This is a genomic window from Desulfovibrio piger ATCC 29098, assembly GCF_000156375.1.
GTDB lineage: Bacteria > Desulfobacterota > Desulfovibrionia > Desulfovibrionales > Desulfovibrionaceae > Desulfovibrio > Desulfovibrio piger.
In genome coordinates this window covers 337,789-355,102 of sequence record NZ_DS996355.1, presented here as the reverse complement: position 1 = coordinate 355,102, position 17,314 = coordinate 337,789, and the positions used below count along the sequence as shown (strand labels likewise).

General features: G+C 61.2%; 17 protein-coding genes and 1 tRNA gene. 16 read left to right on the top strand and 2 right to left on the bottom strand.

All coding sequences use genetic code 11. The annotated features are described in order from the left end of the window. The 14 genes from DESPIG_RS04990 to rho all read left to right on the top strand — a co-directional run bounded on the left by DESPIG_RS04990 (position 1) and on the right by rho (position 12,700). Positions 1-1,731 carry a tetratricopeptide repeat protein gene (locus tag DESPIG_RS04990; RefSeq protein WP_006005758.1) on the top strand — a complete coding sequence of 577 codons (1,731 nt, stop codon included), beginning with the start codon at positions 1-3 and terminating at the stop codon, positions 1,729-1,731. Further along, entirely contained in the window at positions 1,728-2,495 is a 768-nt protein-coding gene (locus DESPIG_RS04985) for a hypothetical protein (RefSeq protein ID WP_006005756.1), read from the top strand. The genes DESPIG_RS04990 and DESPIG_RS04985 overlap by 4 nt, the downstream gene beginning before the upstream one ends. A 15-nt stretch (positions 2,496-2,510) precedes the next feature. Further along, on the top strand, positions 2,511-2,939 hold the full coding sequence (rpiB, locus tag DESPIG_RS04980; RefSeq protein ID WP_006005754.1) for a ribose 5-phosphate isomerase B: 429 nt from the start codon (positions 2,511-2,513) through the stop codon (positions 2,937-2,939). Positions 2,940-2,954: 15 nt separating this feature from the next. Beyond that, positions 2,955-4,406 (top strand): cysteine--tRNA ligase, encoded by a 1,452-nt coding sequence (cysS, locus tag DESPIG_RS04975; RefSeq protein ID WP_006005752.1) that lies wholly within the window; start codon positions 2,955-2,957, stop codon positions 4,404-4,406. Positions 4,407-4,416: 10 nt separating this feature from the next. Continuing rightward, positions 4,417-5,832: a M48 family metallopeptidase gene (locus tag DESPIG_RS04970; protein ID WP_006005750.1), complete on the top strand. Its 1,416-nt coding sequence runs from the start codon at positions 4,417-4,419 to the stop codon at positions 5,830-5,832. After that, positions 5,832-6,365 (top strand): ATP-dependent protease subunit HslV, encoded by a 534-nt coding sequence (gene hslV, locus DESPIG_RS04965; protein ID WP_040369424.1) that lies wholly within the window; start codon positions 5,832-5,834, stop codon positions 6,363-6,365. Before DESPIG_RS04970 ends, hslV begins: the two co-directional genes overlap by 1 nt. A gap of 9 nt (positions 6,366-6,374) precedes the next feature. Then, complete coding sequence (gene ispE, locus DESPIG_RS13190; protein WP_081446824.1) at positions 6,375-7,298, top strand: 4-(cytidine 5'-diphospho)-2-C-methyl-D-erythritol kinase; 924 nt, start codon at positions 6,375-6,377, stop codon at positions 7,296-7,298. Further along, positions 7,289-7,363 (top strand) — tRNA-Gln (locus DESPIG_RS04960). The genes ispE and DESPIG_RS04960 overlap by 10 nt, the downstream gene beginning before the upstream one ends. A gap of 45 nt (positions 7,364-7,408) precedes the next feature. Next, positions 7,409-8,353: a ribose-phosphate diphosphokinase gene (locus tag DESPIG_RS04955; protein ID WP_006005745.1), complete on the top strand. Its 945-nt coding sequence runs from the start codon at positions 7,409-7,411 to the stop codon at positions 8,351-8,353. Between the two features lie 73 nt (positions 8,354-8,426). Continuing rightward, complete coding sequence (locus DESPIG_RS04950) at positions 8,427-9,017, top strand: 50S ribosomal protein L25/general stress protein Ctc (protein ID WP_006005744.1); 591 nt, start codon at positions 8,427-8,429, stop codon at positions 9,015-9,017. 64 nt (positions 9,018-9,081) lie between these two features. Continuing rightward, complete coding sequence (locus DESPIG_RS04945) at positions 9,082-9,951, top strand: alpha/beta fold hydrolase (RefSeq protein ID WP_006005742.1); 870 nt, start codon at positions 9,082-9,084, stop codon at positions 9,949-9,951. Between the two features lie 10 nt (positions 9,952-9,961). Further along, positions 9,962-10,555: an aminoacyl-tRNA hydrolase gene (gene pth / locus DESPIG_RS04940; protein WP_006005739.1), complete on the top strand. Its 594-nt coding sequence runs from the start codon at positions 9,962-9,964 to the stop codon at positions 10,553-10,555. A gap of 180 nt (positions 10,556-10,735) precedes the next feature. Beyond that, a complete protein-coding gene (locus DESPIG_RS04935; protein WP_006005737.1) occupies positions 10,736-11,254 on the top strand; it encodes a CarD family transcriptional regulator in 519 nt (172 codons plus the stop codon). Positions 11,255-11,449: 195 nt separating this feature from the next. Further along, entirely contained in the window at positions 11,450-12,700 is a 1,251-nt protein-coding gene (gene rho, locus DESPIG_RS04930; protein WP_040369422.1) for a transcription termination factor Rho, read from the top strand. Positions 12,701-13,076: 376 nt separating this feature from the next. Here rho and tpx read toward each other — a convergent pair whose 3' ends face one another. Then, complete coding sequence (gene tpx, locus DESPIG_RS04925) at positions 13,077-13,580, bottom strand: thiol peroxidase (RefSeq protein WP_006005728.1); 504 nt, start codon at positions 13,578-13,580, stop codon at positions 13,077-13,079. A gap of 75 nt (positions 13,581-13,655) precedes the next feature. After that, positions 13,656-14,519 (bottom strand): 50S ribosomal protein L11 methyltransferase, encoded by an 864-nt coding sequence (locus DESPIG_RS04920; RefSeq protein WP_006005726.1) that lies wholly within the window; start codon positions 14,517-14,519, stop codon positions 13,656-13,658. A gap of 243 nt (positions 14,520-14,762) precedes the next feature. Between DESPIG_RS04920 and DESPIG_RS04915 the strand changes: the two genes are divergently transcribed. Next, positions 14,763-15,470: a class I SAM-dependent methyltransferase gene (locus DESPIG_RS04915; protein WP_006005724.1), complete on the top strand. Its 708-nt coding sequence runs from the start codon at positions 14,763-14,765 to the stop codon at positions 15,468-15,470. A 2-nt stretch (positions 15,471-15,472) separates the two neighbouring features. Continuing rightward, positions 15,473-17,218 (top strand): YcaO-like family protein, encoded by a 1,746-nt coding sequence (locus tag DESPIG_RS04910; protein WP_006005723.1) that lies wholly within the window; start codon positions 15,473-15,475, stop codon positions 17,216-17,218. The last annotated feature ends 96 nt before the right edge of the window (positions 17,219-17,314 follow it).

Genomic DNA, 17,314 nt, shown 5'->3' with positions numbered 1-17,314 from the left:
ATGAAAAACAAGACCATCCTCCTGCTCTGCTCTGCCCTGCTGAGCGGTTCGCTGTCCCTTTCCCTGCTGGGATGCGGCGGCTGTGCCTCCACCCAGCCCCGGAGCGGGGCCGCTTCTCCCTCCTTCCAGGGCATCGAGATCCTGCCCGAGGAAAAAGAGCTTTCGCCGGCCGCCAAGGATACCTACGCCTACCTCCTTTATATGCAGGCCCTTGCCGACGAGGATGAAGAACTGCTCCTGCAGGCGGCCCAGCAGATGACCGGCGGCACCCTGCCGGCCAAGGCCTGGCTGGAAGGTGCCCTGTGGCTGGACAGCCGCCGTTCGGAAAAGGTGCTGCCCCTGCTGGAGCTGGGCCTGCAGGTCTGGCCCGACGATCTGCCCCTCAATCTGTTCAGCGCCGAGGCCCTGGCTGCCCACGGCAAGACGGAACAGGGCCTGGAACAGATCCAGGCCTTCGTGGCGCGGCATCCCGATTCCCTGGATGCCCGCATGGAGCTGATCCTGCTGCTGGTCAAGGCCAAAAGATTCGATGAGGCGGAAAAGCACATCGGCAATATCGCGGCCGGTGAGCGGACGCCCATGGTGGATTATTACCATGCCCGGGCTCTGATCGGGATGCAGCGCCGTGCGGAAGCCATCCCGCTGCTTCAGAAGGCCATCCAGGCCATGCCGGACTTCGTCGAGGCCCTGGTGGAGCTGGCCTATGCCTACGAACAGCAAAAACAGTGGAACGAGGCCCGCACCATCTACGAAAAGCTGCTCAAGCTCCAGGTCTCCGAGCAGGACGTGTGCCTGCGCCTTGTCCATCTTTCGCTGCGCCTCAACCAGCCGGAAAAGGCCCTGAAATATTTCCGCAAGGGCCCGGATGCCGCGGCGTTCAAGCTCACCGCCATCAGCATGTTCCTGGAAAGCCGCCATTATTTGCAGGCGGAACGGCTGCTCAAGGAGATGCTGGACGAACCGGGCGTGCCGCCCGACGTTTTCCTGATGCTGGCCGGGATCGCCCGCGACCAGCGCCGCGATACGGAACTGGCCCTGAGCTGGCTGGCACGTATCCCGGCCACCAGTCCCACGGCCGTGCAGGCGGAAGGTCTGAAGGCCCAGATCCTGGCCGATGCCGGCAAGGAAAAGGAAGCCCTGGCCTCCGTACGCGATCTGCAGCAGCGCCACGCCCGCAACGAGACCCTGCTGTTGCTGGAGGTCCGTCTGCTGGCCCGTCTCAAGGCCATGGACGAGGCCCTGGCCAGGGCCCGCCAGGCCGTGGAGATCGTCCCGGAAAGCTCGGAACTGGCCTTTACCCTCGGCAGCCTTCTGGACAGCCTTGGCAAACGCGATGAAGCCATGAAGGTCATGCAGGGCATCATCGCCAGCCACCCGGAGCACTATCAGGCTCTGAACTATGTGGGCTACAGCCTGGCCGTACAGGGGAAGGATCTGGAACACGCCCTGGAGCTGCTGCAGAGGGCCGACCGTCTGGCCCCTGACCAATTCTTCATCGTGGATTCCCTGGCCTGGGCCCTGTTCCGCCTGGGCCGTACGGAAGAGGCCCTGCAGACCATACGGCGCGCGGTGGCTCTCGTCCCCTCGCCTGAAGCCGAGATCCTGGAACATTACGGCGACATCGCCACCGCCGCGGGCCAGAAAGAAGAAGCCCGCAAGGCCTACGAACAGGCCCTGAAACTCAAACCTGCCAATGCGGATTCCTTGCGCCAGCGTCTGGGGGACCTATGAAAAAGATCCTTTGTCTCATCGTCCTGATATTCATGGCTTCGGCCTGTGCCCGCCAGCCTTCCACCGTGCCCCCTGCCGACAGCGCCGACCGCTGGCAGGCCTTCGTGGCCCGCAGCGGGGCCGTCAAGGAGGCCCCTTACCTTTTAAATGCCAGTCTGCGTTTTGGTACGGAAGGCGACACCCGGCGTGTCACGGCCCTGCTCTGGGGCAATGACAGCCGGAGCCTGCGCATGGACGTCATGGCCGGTATCGGGGCCGTGGTGGCCAAGATCTGGGAATCCGGCGATGAATTCCTCGTGTACAGTCCTACGGAGAACCGGGCCTTTTTCCATCAGGGCAGCAACAAGCCCCTGCTGCGCGTGGGCGTACCGGTGCCCTTTGCCCTGGATGAGCTGGCGGCCCTGCTCAACGGCCGTCTCGTGACGGTCTTCGGCGACCGCTACTCCGGCAGTCAGGCTCTTGCCAACGGCCATGTCGGTTTTACCCTTTCTTCTGCCGTGGGCGGCCTTCTGGAGATCGACGCCCAGGGCCAGGCTGTGGCCTGGCAGGAAAACGGCAGCCGCGGCTGGAGCATGGCCATCGCGTATGACGAGGCCGGTCTGCCCCGCCGCGTGAGCCTGCGCCACCCCGACGGCCAGACGGCCGTGCTGCTGGTCAAGGAGCGTCAGGCCCCGGTTCCTTTCAGTAACGAACAGCTGAGTCTGCTTCTTCCGGACAGCACCCCGGTGCTGCCCCTGGAACGCTACACGGCTCCCCAGCAATAACCCTAAGGAGAGATCATGAAATCCATCCACATGGCCTGTGACCACGCCGGTATCGAACTCAAGGAAACCCTGCGCGCCCATCTGGAAAAGATGGGCTATACGGTCACCGACCACGGCACCTACAGCAAGGAAAGCTGCGATTACCCCGTGTTCGCCCATGCCCTGTGCAATGCTGTCGAAGCCGAAGATGTGCCCGGCATCCTGATCTGCGGTACGGGGATCGGCATGTCCATCGCGGCCAACCGTCACAAGGGCATCCGCGCGGCCCTGTGCACCACGGAGCTGCATGCCCGCTTCACCCGCCTGCACAACAATGCCAACGTGCTGTGCCTGGGGGCCCGGGTCACGGGCGTGGAGCTGGCGCTTGCCATCGTCGATACCTTCCTGTCCACCGAATTCGAAGGCGGCCGCCACCAGCGCCGTATCGATCTCCTCAACGCCTAGTCTGTGGGACCCGTCATGCAGCTGTACAATACCCTTACCCGTAAAAAGGAAGAATTCGTCCCTGTCCGGCCCGGCAAGGTCAACATGTATGTTTGCGGCATCACCGCCTATGACTATTGCCACATCGGCCATGCCCGTTCCGCCCTGGTTTTCGACGTGCTGGTGCGCCACCTGCGCGCCCTGGGGCTGGATGTGACCTTTGTCCGCAACTTCACCGACGTGGACGACAAGATTATCCGCCGCGCCAACGAGGAAAAGCGTGACTGGCGTGAAGTGGGACAGACCTATATCGATGCCTTTCATGAAGACATGGACCGCCTGAACGTGGTGCGTGCCGATCACGAGCCCCGCGCCACCGAATACATCCAGCAGATGCAGGATCTCTGTTCCGAGCTCATCGCCCAGGGCAAGGCCTATGCCGTGCCGTCCGGCGACGTGTACTTCCGCGTGCGTGCCTATCCGCCTTACGGCAAGCTCTCCGGCCGCAGCCTGGACGAATTGCAGGCCGGTGCCCGTGTGGCTCCCGGTGAAGAAAAGCAGGATCCGCTGGACTTTGCCCTGTGGAAGGCGGCCAAGCCCGGCGAGCCCTTCTGGGAAAGCCCCTGGGGCAAGGGCCGTCCCGGCTGGCATATCGAATGCTCGGCCATGAGCAAGGAATACCTGCCCCTGGATATCCACGGCGGCGGCCAGGACCTCATCTTCCCCCATCATGAGAACGAAATCGCCCAGACCGAAGCCGCCTGCAGCTGCCAGCTGGCCCGCTTCTGGGTGCATAACGGCTTCGTGCAGGTCAATGCCGAAAAGATGTCCAAGTCGCTGGGCAACTTCAAGACCATCCGCGACATCCTGGCCAGCTACCTGCCCGAGACCCTGCGTTTCTTCCTGCTGGGCAAGCATTACCGCAGCCCCATCGACTTCACGGCCGACATCATGGACGAGTCCGAAAAGGCCCTGCAGCGCATCTACGAATGCCAGCTGGAAGCCGGCAAGGCTCTGGAACGGGCCAAGTGGAAGAAAGTCGATCTGCCCGCCGACATCCTCAAGGAATGGGACGAACACGGCCAGGGCTTCAATGCCGCGCTGGACGACGATGTGAACACGGCCCAGGCCCTGGGCCACATCTTCTCCCAGGTGCGTCTGGTCAACCGCGTGCTGGAAGACAAGGCCCTGCGCGCGGGCGAAGGTGCCCGCCGCCTGCTGGAAGAATTCTTCGAACGCCACAATGACTGGTCGGCCCAGCTGGGCCTGTTCGGTCAGGACCCGGCCACCTTCCTGCTGGCCCTGCGTGACCAGCGGGCGGCCCGCCTGAACATCGACGTGCCGCGCGTGCAGACCCTTCTGGACGAGCGTGCCGCGGCCCGTGCCGCCAAGGACTTTGCCCGCTCCGACGAACTGCGCGCCGCGCTTGCCGAACTGGGCGTGGCCGTGCGCGACACCGTGGAAGGGCAGGTCTGGGATATAGCTTAGCGAGGTGACGATGCTGCATCGTTTCGGGAAGTTCCGTCGCCCTGTGGCGCTGGTGATGTTGAGTGTCTTCCTGGTCGCCCAGCTGCTTCTGCCGTTGACGGCCCGGGCATTCTTCTTCGGAGGGGTCTCCCTCAAGGATGAGAAGGAGATGGGGCACAAATTCGATGTGGCCATCCGCTCCAGCCTGCCCATGGTCGATGACCCCGAAGTCAGCAAATATGTGGATGGCCTTGTCCGTCGTCTGGTCAAGGCCATCCCGCCCCAACCCTTCACTTTCACGTCCGGCGTCATCCTGCATAACGCCATGAACGCCTTTGCCATCCCCGGTGGCCATGTCTATGTCTTCACCGGGCTGATCATGAATTTCGAGGATGAAAGTCAGCTGGCCGGCGTCCTTTCGCATGAACTGGCCCATGTGACCCAGCGCCATGTGGCCTCGCGTCTGGAGCGGGCCCAGTATCTGTCCGTGGGCAGTCTGCTGCTGGCCATCGCCGGCGTGGCCGTGGGCGGGCCTGCGGGCGGCGCCGTGGCCGTCGGAGCCCTGGGCGCAGGCCAGTCCGCCATGCTCAACTACAGCCGTCTGGACGAGAACGAAGCCGACCAGATCGGCCTGCAATACCTGACCAAGGCGGGCTACCCTCCTTCCGGCCTGGTGGGCGGCTTCAAGATCATGCGCCAGAAAAGCTGGATGGCGGGAGCCAGTGTGCCCGCCTACCTGTCCACCCACCCGGATATCGGTGACCGTATCAACGGCATCCAGGCCCGGCTGAGCTCCTTCCCTGCGGCCATCCGCAACCGCTCGTTCGACAATCGCCGTTTCAAGAGGGTCCAGACCGTCCTTTGGGGACGCTATGGAGACAGCCAGGCGGCCCTGCAGCGTTTTTCCGGCAAGGATGCCCTTTCCTGCATGGGCCGGGGCATGGTCCTTTCGCGCAGGAACAACGTGCGTGAAGCTGCCGCCGCCTTCGATCAGGCCCTGCAGCTGGCCCCCAAGGACCCCCTGGTACTGCGCGAAGCCGGGACCTTCCACTACCGCAAAGGCGACATGGCCAGGGCGGAAGGCCTGCTGCGTCAGGCCATGCAACTGGACAAAAACGATTTCATGGCCAGATTCTTTTATGCGCGCATGCTGGATGAGACCGGCCGTGCCCAGCAGGCCCAGCCCTATTATACGGAAGTCCTGCGGGCCGTGCCGGAAGCCGCCGATGTCCACGAAGCCTACGCCCGTTCGCTGGGCTCCATAGGCAAGACCGGGCTGGCTTACATCCACATGGCCTACAGTGCCATTTACTCCAACAACCGCAAGCTGGCAGAGCGCTACTTCAAGCAGGCCAAGGCAAAGACGGAAAAATCCGCCGACAGTGCGGCTTTCCGCAAGCTGGATGCGGTGTACAAAGAACGCAAGGAAATCTGGGAAGACCGATGATAGAAACGCACGCGACGACGATCCTGGCAGTCAAGAAGGACGGACAGGTTGCCATGGCCGGGGACGGCCAGGTCACCCTGGGCCAGTCCATGATCATGAAGCATACCGCCCGCAAGGTGCGCCGCTTGTACGACGGCAAGATCGTGGCCGGCTTTGCCGGTGCCACGGCCGATGCCTTCACCCTGTTCGAGCTGTTCGAAGCCAAGCTCAAGGAATTTCGCGGCAACCTGCAGCGTTCCGCTGTGGAACTGACCAAGGAATGGCGCAAGGACAAATATCTGCGCCGTCTGGAAGCCATGCTCCTTGTTTCTGACGGTGAGCATATCCTGCTGCTCTCCGGTAACGGGGACGTGTTCGAGCCCGACGACGACGTGGCAGCCATCGGCAGCGGCGGCCCCTATGCCCTTTCCGCAGCCCGCGCCCTGCTGCGCCACAGCACCCTCCCCGCCCGGGAGCTGGCTCTGGAGTCCATGAAGATCGCTTCGGAAATCTGCGTCTATACCAATGATCATTTCGTGGTCGAGACCCTGTAGGGGGACAACGTGGAGATCCGCACCGGTTGCAAGATCAATCTGGGGCTGGAGATAACCGGCGTCCTGCCCAACGGCTATCACACCCTTGATTCCGTGTTCTATCCGCTGGCCCGGCCGTTCGACGTTCTGGAAGTGGAACGGAGGGAAGGAGCAGGCATCCGCGTGTTCTGCGATACCCCCGGCATCGATCTGGAGCACAACACCCTTACCAAGGCCTATGCCGCTTTTGCGGCCTTGCTGCCGGAACAGGCGGCCTGCCCGGGCGTGGATGTCACTCTGCGCAAGGGCATCCCCCACGGCGCAGGCCTGGGGGGCGGCAGCAGCGATGCCGCGGCCCTGCTCCTGTGGCTCAATAGCTGCCTGGAGACGCCTCTGACGCTGGAAGAACTGGAAAAAGCCGCCATCAAGGTCGGAGCGGACGTCCCCTTTTTCCTCCACGGGCGACCCCGGCGTGTGACCGGTATCGGCGAAGTGCTGACGCCTGCGGCAGTTGAGCTGCCCGGCTGGTGGCTGGTGCTGGTCTGCCCGCCCGTGTCGGTCTCCACCCCCTGGGCCTACCGCGCCTATGATGATTTGACGGCAGAAGCGGAAAAAGCTGGTGATAAAGGCTTGACAAATCCGGAGAGCAAGGATAATGAAACGCTTCTCGTGATGGGTAAATATGCCGGGACGGGAACGACGTTCCGCATCACCACAGAAAACGTGCTCCAAATCCGTAACGATTTGGAGTCCGCCGTTGTGCGTGAATACCCGCAGCTAGAGACAATCCGCCAACATCTGCTCCATTCAGGAGCCGCTTGTGCACGCATGAGCGGCAGTGGATCAAGCATGTTCGGTCTGTTCTCAGCCCGTCACGCAGCCGAGGCGGCAGCGCAAAGCCTGGAGTCACAGTACGGGAAGGTCTTTGTGCTGCCCATGAATGCTGGGATGTAGCCAAGTGGTAAGGCAACGGGTTTTGGCTCCGTCATTCGAAGGTTCGAGCCCTTCCATCCCAGCCACACCCAAACCATAACTGCTGCCGCTATCGGCAAGGTGAACGGACCATGTTCAGCGATCTCAAGATTGTCACGGGTTCTTCCAATCCCGAGTTGGCCAAAGCCATTTGCGACCACCTCGGCTGTCAGCTTACTCCCACTCTGGCAACCACCTTCAGCGATGGCGAGCTGCGCATTGAAATCGGCGACAACGTGCGCGGTGATGACGTGTTCGTTGTCCAGCCCACCTGTCCCCCGCTGGTCAACCGCAACCTGATGCAGCTCTGCCTCATGCTTGACGCCCTCAAGCGCGCCAGCGCCGGCCGCATCACGGCTGTGATCCCCTACTACGGCTACGCCCGCCAGGACCGCAAGGTGAGCCCCCGTGCCCCCATCAGCGCCAAGATGGTGGCCGACTTCATCAGTGTGGCCGGTGCCGGCCGTGTGGTGACCATCGACATGCATGCCGGTCAGATCCAGGGCTTCTTCAACTGCCCTGTGGACAACCTGTACGCCGCTCCTGTCATGATGGAACCCCTGCGCCAGATCGAAGGCGACATCGTCATCGTCTCTCCTGACGCCGGCGGTGTGGAACGCGCCCGCTCCTACGCCAAGCGCCTGAACGCTCCTCTGGCCATCGTGGACAAGCGCCGCGACAAGCCCAACCAGGCCCAGGCCATGCACGTCATCGGCGACGTGGAAGGCAAGACCGCCATCATCGTTGACGACATCATCGATACCGCCGGAACCCTGTGCGCCGGTGCTGACGTGCTGCTCAAGTACGGTGCCAAAAAGATCATCGCCTGTGCTTCCCACGGTGTGCTGTCCGGCCCTGCCATCGACCGCATCAATGCCACCGAAGCCCTGGATCGCGTCATCGTGACCGATACCATCCCGCTGGGCGACAAGCTGGCACAGTGTCCCAAGCTGCAGGTGGTGTCTGTGGCTGCTCTGCTGGGCAAGACCATCCACAACATCCACACGGGTTCCTCCGTCAGCGTTCTCTTTGTATAATGCCGGGTTTTTCCCGACTCCATAATAAGAAAACTTCCCGCACTTTCATGCGGCACTAGGTAAGGAGTTAAACATGACCATTGAAAAGACGTTGAGCGTGCAAAAGCGTGAAGGTAGCGGCAAAGGCCCTGCGGGCCGTGCGCGCACGCAGGACATGATCCCCGGTGTGTTCTACACCGCCAAGGGTGACAACATCGCCGTGCAGGCTCCTGCTCTGCCTCTGGAAAAGATGTACACCGAAATGGGCCGTACCGCCGTGTTCAACCTGGAAATCGACGACAACGGCACCAAGACCGTGCATCCCGTCATGTTCTGGGAAGTGCAGAAGCACCCCTACAAGAAGGCCTTCACCCATGTGGACTTCTACGGTGTGGATCTGGACAAGGAAGTCAAGGTCGACGTGCCGATCGAATTCGTGGGTGTTGCCCGCGGCGTCAAGCTGGGCGGCGTGATGGAAACCTATCGTGAAAGCGTGCGTCTGTGCAGCAAGCCCCTGGACATGCCCAAGAAGGTGACCATCAACGTGACCGACATGGGCATCAATGACAGCGTGACCGTGGAGACCCTGACTCTCCCCGAAAACGTGAAGGCCGTGTTCGACAAGAACTTCGCCATCGTGAGCGTGTTCTCCAAGAGCAAGGACGCTGCCGAAGCCGCCGAATAAGGCGCCTTTCACCGCAGTTTTTTTCAGGCCGGTCTCTTTTGAGGCCGGCCTGATTTTTATACCCATGTCCACTCTCCCCCCCCTGCAGTACCATACCCTGCGCCACGGCAACCGGCAGGTAAGTATCGAATTATGGCCCCGTCCGGGTGCCGCCTGCCTGGTGTTTTATCCGGGGACCATGTTTTGCCCGGTCCAGTACCGGACCTTCCTGCACTGTCTCTGGAAAAACGGGCTTGCCGTCGCTGCCCTGCATCTGACCGGGCACGGTATCAATCCCCACCGCTGCCGGTTCAGCTTTGACGATTTGCTGCGGGATGGCCTGGATGCGGAACAGTGGCTGCTCGATAACGGTATGGGGCCTCTGCTCCTTGCCGGACACAGTCAGGGGGGGATTTTGGCCATGGCCCACGCCTCCCGCAGTGGGCGGATGCGCGCCTGTTTCGCGTTCAGCGCGATCTTTCCGCAAAGCCGCCGGGCCATAGAGCTGACCCGTTTTGCCCCCTGGGCGGCACAGCGCGAACGCCTGCTGGCCGGGCTGAAGGTACTTGCCACCTGTTTGCCCCGGTTACCTTTGCCGGTGTTCAGCTATCTGGCGGTCAAAAAGATCCTTGCCGGTTGTCTTCGTCTTCCTCTCGATCGCCGGCAAGCCAGGACCAGCTACCCTCTGGCCTACCTGTATTCCCTGTTCAGCGCCTCGGTGGCGTCCACGGTCCACTGCCCGTTCTACCTTTTCAACGCCCTCGACGACGCGCTGTTCACCAGACCTCTGATCGAGGAAACGTTTGCCGCAGTGACGGCCCCGGAAAAACATTGTATCTGGCTGCCTCGGGGTGGCCATCTGGCCCTCCTCTCCCCTGCCGTGGCCGCCAGGACAGCTGCCCATGTGGCGGCCCTGGCCAGTGGTCACGGCCTGCCACTCTCTCTTCATCTGTAAGGAAACTGTCATGGATTTTGGTGGTGTCGTCGTTGGTTTGGGCAATCCCGGCAATCAGTATGCCGGGACGCGCCATAATTGCGGCTTTGCTTTCGTGGAAAGCCTGCTGGACCATGCCCGCCGGGAAGGCGGGCAGGTACAGAGCCAGAACGGGGGCAAGTTCTCCTGTGAACTGTGGCGGCTGCGCTATGGCGGTCTGCCCGGTGACTGGCTGGCCGCCATGCCCCAGACCTTTATGAATCTGAGCGGCCAGTGCGTCCAGCCCCTGCTGGCCTGGCACAAGATCCGCCCCGATCAGCTGGTGGTGGTGCATGATGAGCTGGATATCCCCGCCGGGGAGCTGCGCTTCAAAAAAGGTGGCGGAAACGCCGGGCACAACGGGCTCAAATCCATCACCCAGATGCTGGCGACGCCGGACTTCTACCGTCTGCGCATCGGCATCGGCCGTCCTCCCCAGAAAGGGGACGTCATCAACTGGGTGCTGGGACGTCCTTGCAGCGAAGATGCTGACAAGATACGGACCGCCACGGATAAAGCACTTGAAGTACTGGAGATTTTTGCAAAAAAAGGATTGGAGGCCGCTGTACGGGCGACCCGTTCCTGATCATGAGCCGGCCGCAGGCCGGCTTTTTTATTGTCATGAGACCAGCAAAAAATTTTTTTGCTGGACTAATGATTGGTTGTGCGCTATGTTCTTTTAACAGTGGAAAAGATTACCTGAATCTTTTCCACATTTGCTATTTTTCTTCGCGTTTGGCGCGGGCACTTCAACCCTTGGACGGAAATGTTTACATCCGAACAGCTTGTAGTGTACCCAGCTCAAGGAGTGGGCCAGATAGAGCGCATCGACAGCCAGAATATTGGTGGTTCGGCGTGCGATTTCTATATCGTGCGCATTCGGGCCAACAGTATCACCCTCATGGTTCCTGTCAAAAATGCCTCTAATGTTGGTCTGCGCACTTTGGTCAGCACCAAGGAAGCAGAACACATCTGGGAAGCGCTGCGCAACAATCCCCAGCAGACCGTCCATACGGGCCAGAACTGGAACCGCCGTTTCCGCGAATACTCCGAACGCCTCAAGAGTCCCGACCTTTCCATCGTCGCCAACGTCCTGCGCGAACTCCTCCTCATCGGCCGTACCAAGGATCTTTCTTTCGGTGAACGGCGCCTTTTGGAACAGGCCATGAGTCTTGTGACCGGAGAACTGGGCGAAGTCCTCAAGACGGAACAGCGGGACTTGCAGTCCGAGCTCATCTCCCTTTATTCCCCGCCTGCCAAGCAGCCTGCGACTACTGCGCATTAACTATTTTTTACTTGCCTCCGGCCACAAGATAGGCTACACGCTTTTCACACGCCTTTTTTCTTCCAATCCCATAACATCTTTTTGCATCGCATTGCCGTTTTTCGGTAATGCGTGTTTTCTACGCCCATGGAAAAAGCACCCCGTAAATATGTCCGTAAAAAAAAGGCTGCGCCTGCCTTACTTTCAGATAGCGGCCTGAGCCTGACAGAACTGAAAACCCGCAGCATGCAGGCCCTGATGGAACTGGCTGAACAGTACGAAATCGAGAACGCCAGCTCCATGCGCAAGCAAGAACTCATCTTCGCCCTGCTGCAGGCCTGTGCCTCCCAAAACGGTGCCATCTACGGGGATGGTGTCCTGGAGATCCTGCCCGACGGCTTCGGCTTCCTGCGCTCTCCCCTGTGCAGCTACATGCCCGGCCCGGACGACATCTATGTTTCTCCCTCCCAGATCCGCCGCTTTTCCCTGCGCAAGGGCGATATCGTTTCCGGCCAGATCCGGCCTCCCAAAGAAGGCGAGCGCTACTTCGCCCTGCTCAAGGTGACGGAGATCGGCTTCGAACCGCCGGAAAATGCCAAGAATCTCGTCCTGTTCGACAACCTGACGCCCATCTATCCTGATCACCAGCTGATCATGGAAAACGGCGAAAAAAATCTCTCCAACCGCGTCATCGACATCATGTCGCCCATCGGCTGTGGTCAGCGCGGTCTCATCGTGGCACCGCCGCGTACCGGCAAGACCGTCCTCTTGCAGTCTTTGGCCAACGCCATCAATGCCAACAATCCCGACGTCTATCTGATTGTCCTGCTCATCGACGAACGCCCCGAAGAAGTCACGGATATGGAACGTACCGTGAAAAAGGCCGAAGTCATCAGCTCCACCTTTGACGAACCGCCGCAGCGCCACGTGCAGGTCTGCGAAATGGTGCTGGAAAAAGCCAAGCGTCTGGTGGAACGCAAGCGGGACGTGGTCATCCTCATGGACTCCATCACCCGCCTGGGCCGCGCCTATAACGCCGTGACCCCCTCGTCGGGCCGCGTGCTTTCCGGCGGTCTGGACGCCAATGCCCTGCAGCGCCCCAAGCGTATTTTTGGTGCCGCGCGCAATATCGAAGAAGGCGGCAGCCTGACCATCATCGCCACGGCTCTTATCGACACCGGCTCCCGCATGGATGAAGTCATCTTTGAAGAATTCAAGGGCACCGGCAACATGGAGATCTATCTGGATCGCCATCTGGCGGAAAAGCGTATCTTCCCGGCCATCGACATCAACCGTACCGGCACCCGCAAGGAAGACCTGCTGCTTTCCGACGATATCCTCAACCGTGTCTGGATCCTGCGCAAGATTCTGGCTCCCATGTCCTCCATCGACAGCATGGAATTCCTACTGGACAAGATGCGCGGGACAAAGTCCAACAAGGACTTCATGGACGCCATGGGCAAATAGCCGCATCATACAGCTTTTCGAAAAGGCGCTCTTTGGAGCGCCTTTTTTTATGGGCTTTGGCCGTATTCCATGGCTCCCAATAAAAAACTCTATGCGGGTGATTTTGATTTGCGGGCCAGGGCATCGTCATCCCTGCCCTTTTTTTCTTCCTCGGATCATGACAGGAACGTTCATAAAGTGCGCTTTTCTTGAGGCGCATGTCCCTGTCTTTTGGCGTCACTTTATTGCCTTTTTTGCAGTATGGACATCACTCTCCCCATGTGCATCAAAAGACAAAGGGCTTAACCTGCATCCGTAACAAGCGGAAAGGAAATACACAAACAAAAAGGGCTCCCCGAAGGGAGCCCGGAAGCATCAGAGCAATGGAAGGGACCCGTTAGGCCAGCTTCTTCACCGCTTCCAGAACGGCGTCGTAGTCAGGCTCGTTGGTCACTTCGGGCACCAGCTGGCTGTAAGCCAGCGTACCGTCAGGGGCCACCACGAAGATGGCACGGGCCAGCAGGCGCAGTTCCTGGATCAGCACACCGTAGTTCTTGCCGAAATCCACGTCCTTGTAGTCGGACAGGCTTTCCACGGCCTGCACGCCGGCAGCACCGCACCAGCGGGCCTGGGCAAAGGGCAGGTCGCAGCTCAGGGCCAGGATCTGCACTTTGTCGGACAGGGCAGCGGCTTCCTTGTTGAAGCGGCGCACTTCCATATCACACACGGGCGTATCCAGAGAAGGCACGCTCACCAGCACCACGATCTTGCCTTCGTAGTCTTTCAGGCCGCGGGGCTCGAGGCCGTTGTTGCACACCGTGAATTCGGGGGCCTTCTGGCCAACGACGGGCAGGTTGCCTTCGAGGTGGAGAGGATTACCCATGAAAGTGACAGTATTCATAAAAAGCTCCTTGCGGCTTTTGCGTTCAAGATGCCTTTATTTAGCAGGAGGCTCCGCTCTTGTCAAGAATATTTCCTATTTAATGGAATCCCAGACCAGAGCCGCCCACTCGCCGTCGATGATGCGGCGCGGTTCGGACAGGCCCTGGGCCTTGTAGGCCGCGGTCACGCCGTCAGCCTGGATCTCCAGCAGGCCGGAAAGGACAAGGCAACCGCCGGGGCGGCAGGCGCGCACGATATCGGCCGCCATCTCGGTCAGCGGACGGGCCAGGATGTTGGCCAGCACCAAATCGAACTGCTTGCCGGCCACGGCACCGATACTGCCTTCGGCCACCGTGAAGCTCTCGGGCGCGATGGCATTGAGAGCACGGTTTTCAAGCGCGTTGTCCACGGCCAGCGGGTCGATGTCCAGACCTTCGCCCGTAAGGCCGAACTTGCAGCAGCCGATGCCCAGCACCCCGGAACCGGTGCCCAGATCGAGGAAATGCTGTCCCTGCTGCAGGCGTCCGGCTTCCAGCAGGTCGCTGACCACACGCAGGCACAGGGCCGTGGTGGCATGATGGCCGGTGCCAAAGGCGCTTTTGGGCTCGATGAGGATGGGCGTCCGGCCGGGGAAATCCGGCGTATCCGCCAGCCACGGCGGCAGGACCACAAAATGGTTGCCGCAACACACGGGCGTGAAGAACTGACGCCAGGCCGCCAGCCAGTCGGTCTCTTCCAGCTCGGAAAGAGCGCTTTCCGCAGCCGGGACGGTCTGCTTCAGCAGCAGCTGCAGCCGTTCCAGAAAATCTTTCTGCTCGCAATGGACCCGGAAGCGCGTCTCACCGGTGGGCAGGCTCTGCTCTTCCCAGCCAAAGGGCACTTCCAGGGCCAGCAGGCCGGTGGCGCAGTCGTAATCACTTTCCGCAACAACAATTTCGAGGCGATGGATGGTTTTCATGCATTCTGCCTAGCCCGCACACCGGGCCCTGTCAAGCCGGCATGTTGATTTACGGCGCAAATGCCTGTATGGATTGTCGGCATCGGCCTTTTGCCGTCTGCTTCGTGAGTGCGTCCCCGGGCGGGGCGCCTCCTTTTTTTCAGCTTTTTAGATTTTCCTAGTGATCCCCTGAGAATTCCACAAGCCTTTTCCGGCCAGCCGGAACGTATCCGGCCCAGGCGGAAAAATATACGGGAGACGACGATGCTGGACCAGATCCTTGCGGACATCCGCAAGACCTTCGATGTGGACTTTGTCCCCCTGCAGCTGGATGACGGTCAGCTGGAGGTCCTGAACATCAACAATATGCAAAGCCATCTGGACGGGCTGCTGGCACGGCACGCCATCCATGACCCGCTGAAGGACCTGCCGCTCTGGGCCAAGGTCTGGCCGGGTTCCTTCGTGCTGGGACGCTTCCTGCGCAAGCTGGAGCCCGAGGGCAAGACCATGCTGGAGCTGGGCGGCGGTTGCGGCGTGCTCAGCCTGGTGGCCTCCCGTTACGGCTTTCGCCATATCGTGACCAGCGACATCGTCAACGATGCTCTCCAGTTCGCCCGGGCCAACGTGCTGCGCAACAAGCTGCAAGATCTGATCGACGTCTGCTATCTGGACGTTTCCCGCCCCGGCAAGGACGAACGCTTCCCCGAAGGCTTCGACCGCATCGTCGCTTCGGAACTCCTGTATCTCGATGACCTGCACCGGCCGCTGCTGAAGTTCGTGGACCGCCATCTGGCCCCGGGCGGCAAGGCCGTGTTCTGTACGGACATGGCCCGCGCCAAGCCGCATTTTGCCAAGCTGGCCGCCAAGACCTTCCAGGTGCAGGAAGGCCATATCGGCGTCAAGAGCCAGGATGCCGACGGCAAGGAACAGCGCCGCATCTACGTCCTGCATATCCTGGAGCGCAAGCAGTAGCCATGAGCACGACCACTCTTCCCGTCATCCGTCTGCAATCCTGCCCCAAGGGCTATACCCGCGACCTGGACAAGACCATCTCGCCCCAGGAGACCTATGAACGCGTGCAGGCCCGCATGCAGACCGCCGGTCTGGACATCCTGGCCGAAGTCCGCCGCGTGGACGTGGGCCGTCTGGGCATCCCGGTCTATCTCAGCGTCTGCGGCAGGGACGCCCGCGGCATCATGCCCACCCGCAAACAGATGGGCAAAGGTTCCTCGCCGGAACAGGCCCGGGCCTCCGCACTGATGGAGCTGATGGAACGCTTTGCTTTCTTCAGTTTCTGGCAGCGCCTGCCGCACATGGTCAGCGCCACCTGGGCCGAGGCCGAAGAGCGCTTCGGCAAGGATCTGCTGCCCATCGAGGAGATCTGCCGCTCCGTGGACGACAGCCTTTCCCCGGAACAGGCCCGCGAAGCCATGAGCACCCTGCGCTGGAACTTCTTCCCCGCCACGCATCTGGCCGACGGTCGCACCGTCTGGCTGCCGCTGGACTGGTTCAAGCTGCTGGGGGAATTCAACGGCACGTCCGCCGGCAACAGCCCGGAGGAATCCCTTCTGCAGGGCCTTTCCGAGCTGGTGGAGCGCCATGTCTGCTGTCGCATCGACCGGGAACGTCTGACCACCCCCACCATCGATCCCCACGAAGTGGACGATCCCACCCTGCGCGATCTGCTGGCCGCCTTTGAGCGGGAAGGCATCCATATCGTGCTCAAGGATTTCTCCCTAGGCATGCCGCTGCCCACCGTCGGCGCGGTGGCCTGGGACCCGGCCACCTTCCCGGCCCGCTCCGAGATCGTTTTCACGGCCGGCACCGCCGCCTCTCCGGCCAAGGCCGCCATCCGTGCCGTCACGGAAATCGCCCAGCTGGGCGGCGACTTCTGCACGCAGGCCTGTTACGAGGCCTCCGGCCTTTCCAAGTTCGAGCGTCTGGAAGACATCCAGTGGCTGCTGGAAGGCCCCGTCTGCCGCCTGTCCGACCTGCCTAGCGTGGAAGCGCCCGACATCCGCGACGAACTGCTCCGGGCGCTGCGTGGCCTGGAGCCGGTACAGGTCTATGCTGTGGAGACCACGCATCCCGATCTGGGCGTCCCGGCCCACTACTGCATCGCTCCGGGGCTCTCTTTCCGCGAGCGTGACCGCAACCAGAGCATCGGCCTGTTCGTGGGCCGCAAGCTGGCTGAAGAAGCGGACGAGGAAACGGCCCTTCGTGGGCTGGCCGTGCTGGAGCGCTGCTACCCCGGTGCGCATTTCCTGCCCTTTTTCCGGGCCATGCTGGCCCTGCGCGCGGAACGTTTCGAAGAAGCCCGCGACCTTTTCGCCCAGGCCCGCCCCCTGCAGCCCGAAAACGACGCCAAAGGTCTGGCCGCCTTTTACGAGGGCTATGTCTCCACGCTGACCGGTGACTGGGAAAGGGCCCTGTCTCCTCTGCGCGATGCAGTGGCCCTGTGCCCGGACATGAAGGAATACGGCAATCTGCTGGGCGTCTGCCTGTTCAAGCTCAAGCGCTATGACGAGGCCGCCGCTGCCTTTCGCGCCGTGCTCAAGGTGGACAAGGGCTCGGTGATGGATCTGGCAAATCTGGGCCTGTGCGAGAAATTCCTGGGCCAGAAGGAAGCTGCCATGGAACATCTGGCAGCCGCGCTGGAAGTGGATCCTTCGCTGGACTTTGCCCGCACGCATCTGGAAGAACTTAAAGCATCGCTTTAAGCTTCATCACATCCCATGACTACCGGGGAGGAAGTCCTGCACAGGGCTTTCTCCCTTTTCTGTTCTCCTTGCCGACGGCTGCCGCGCCATCCCCCG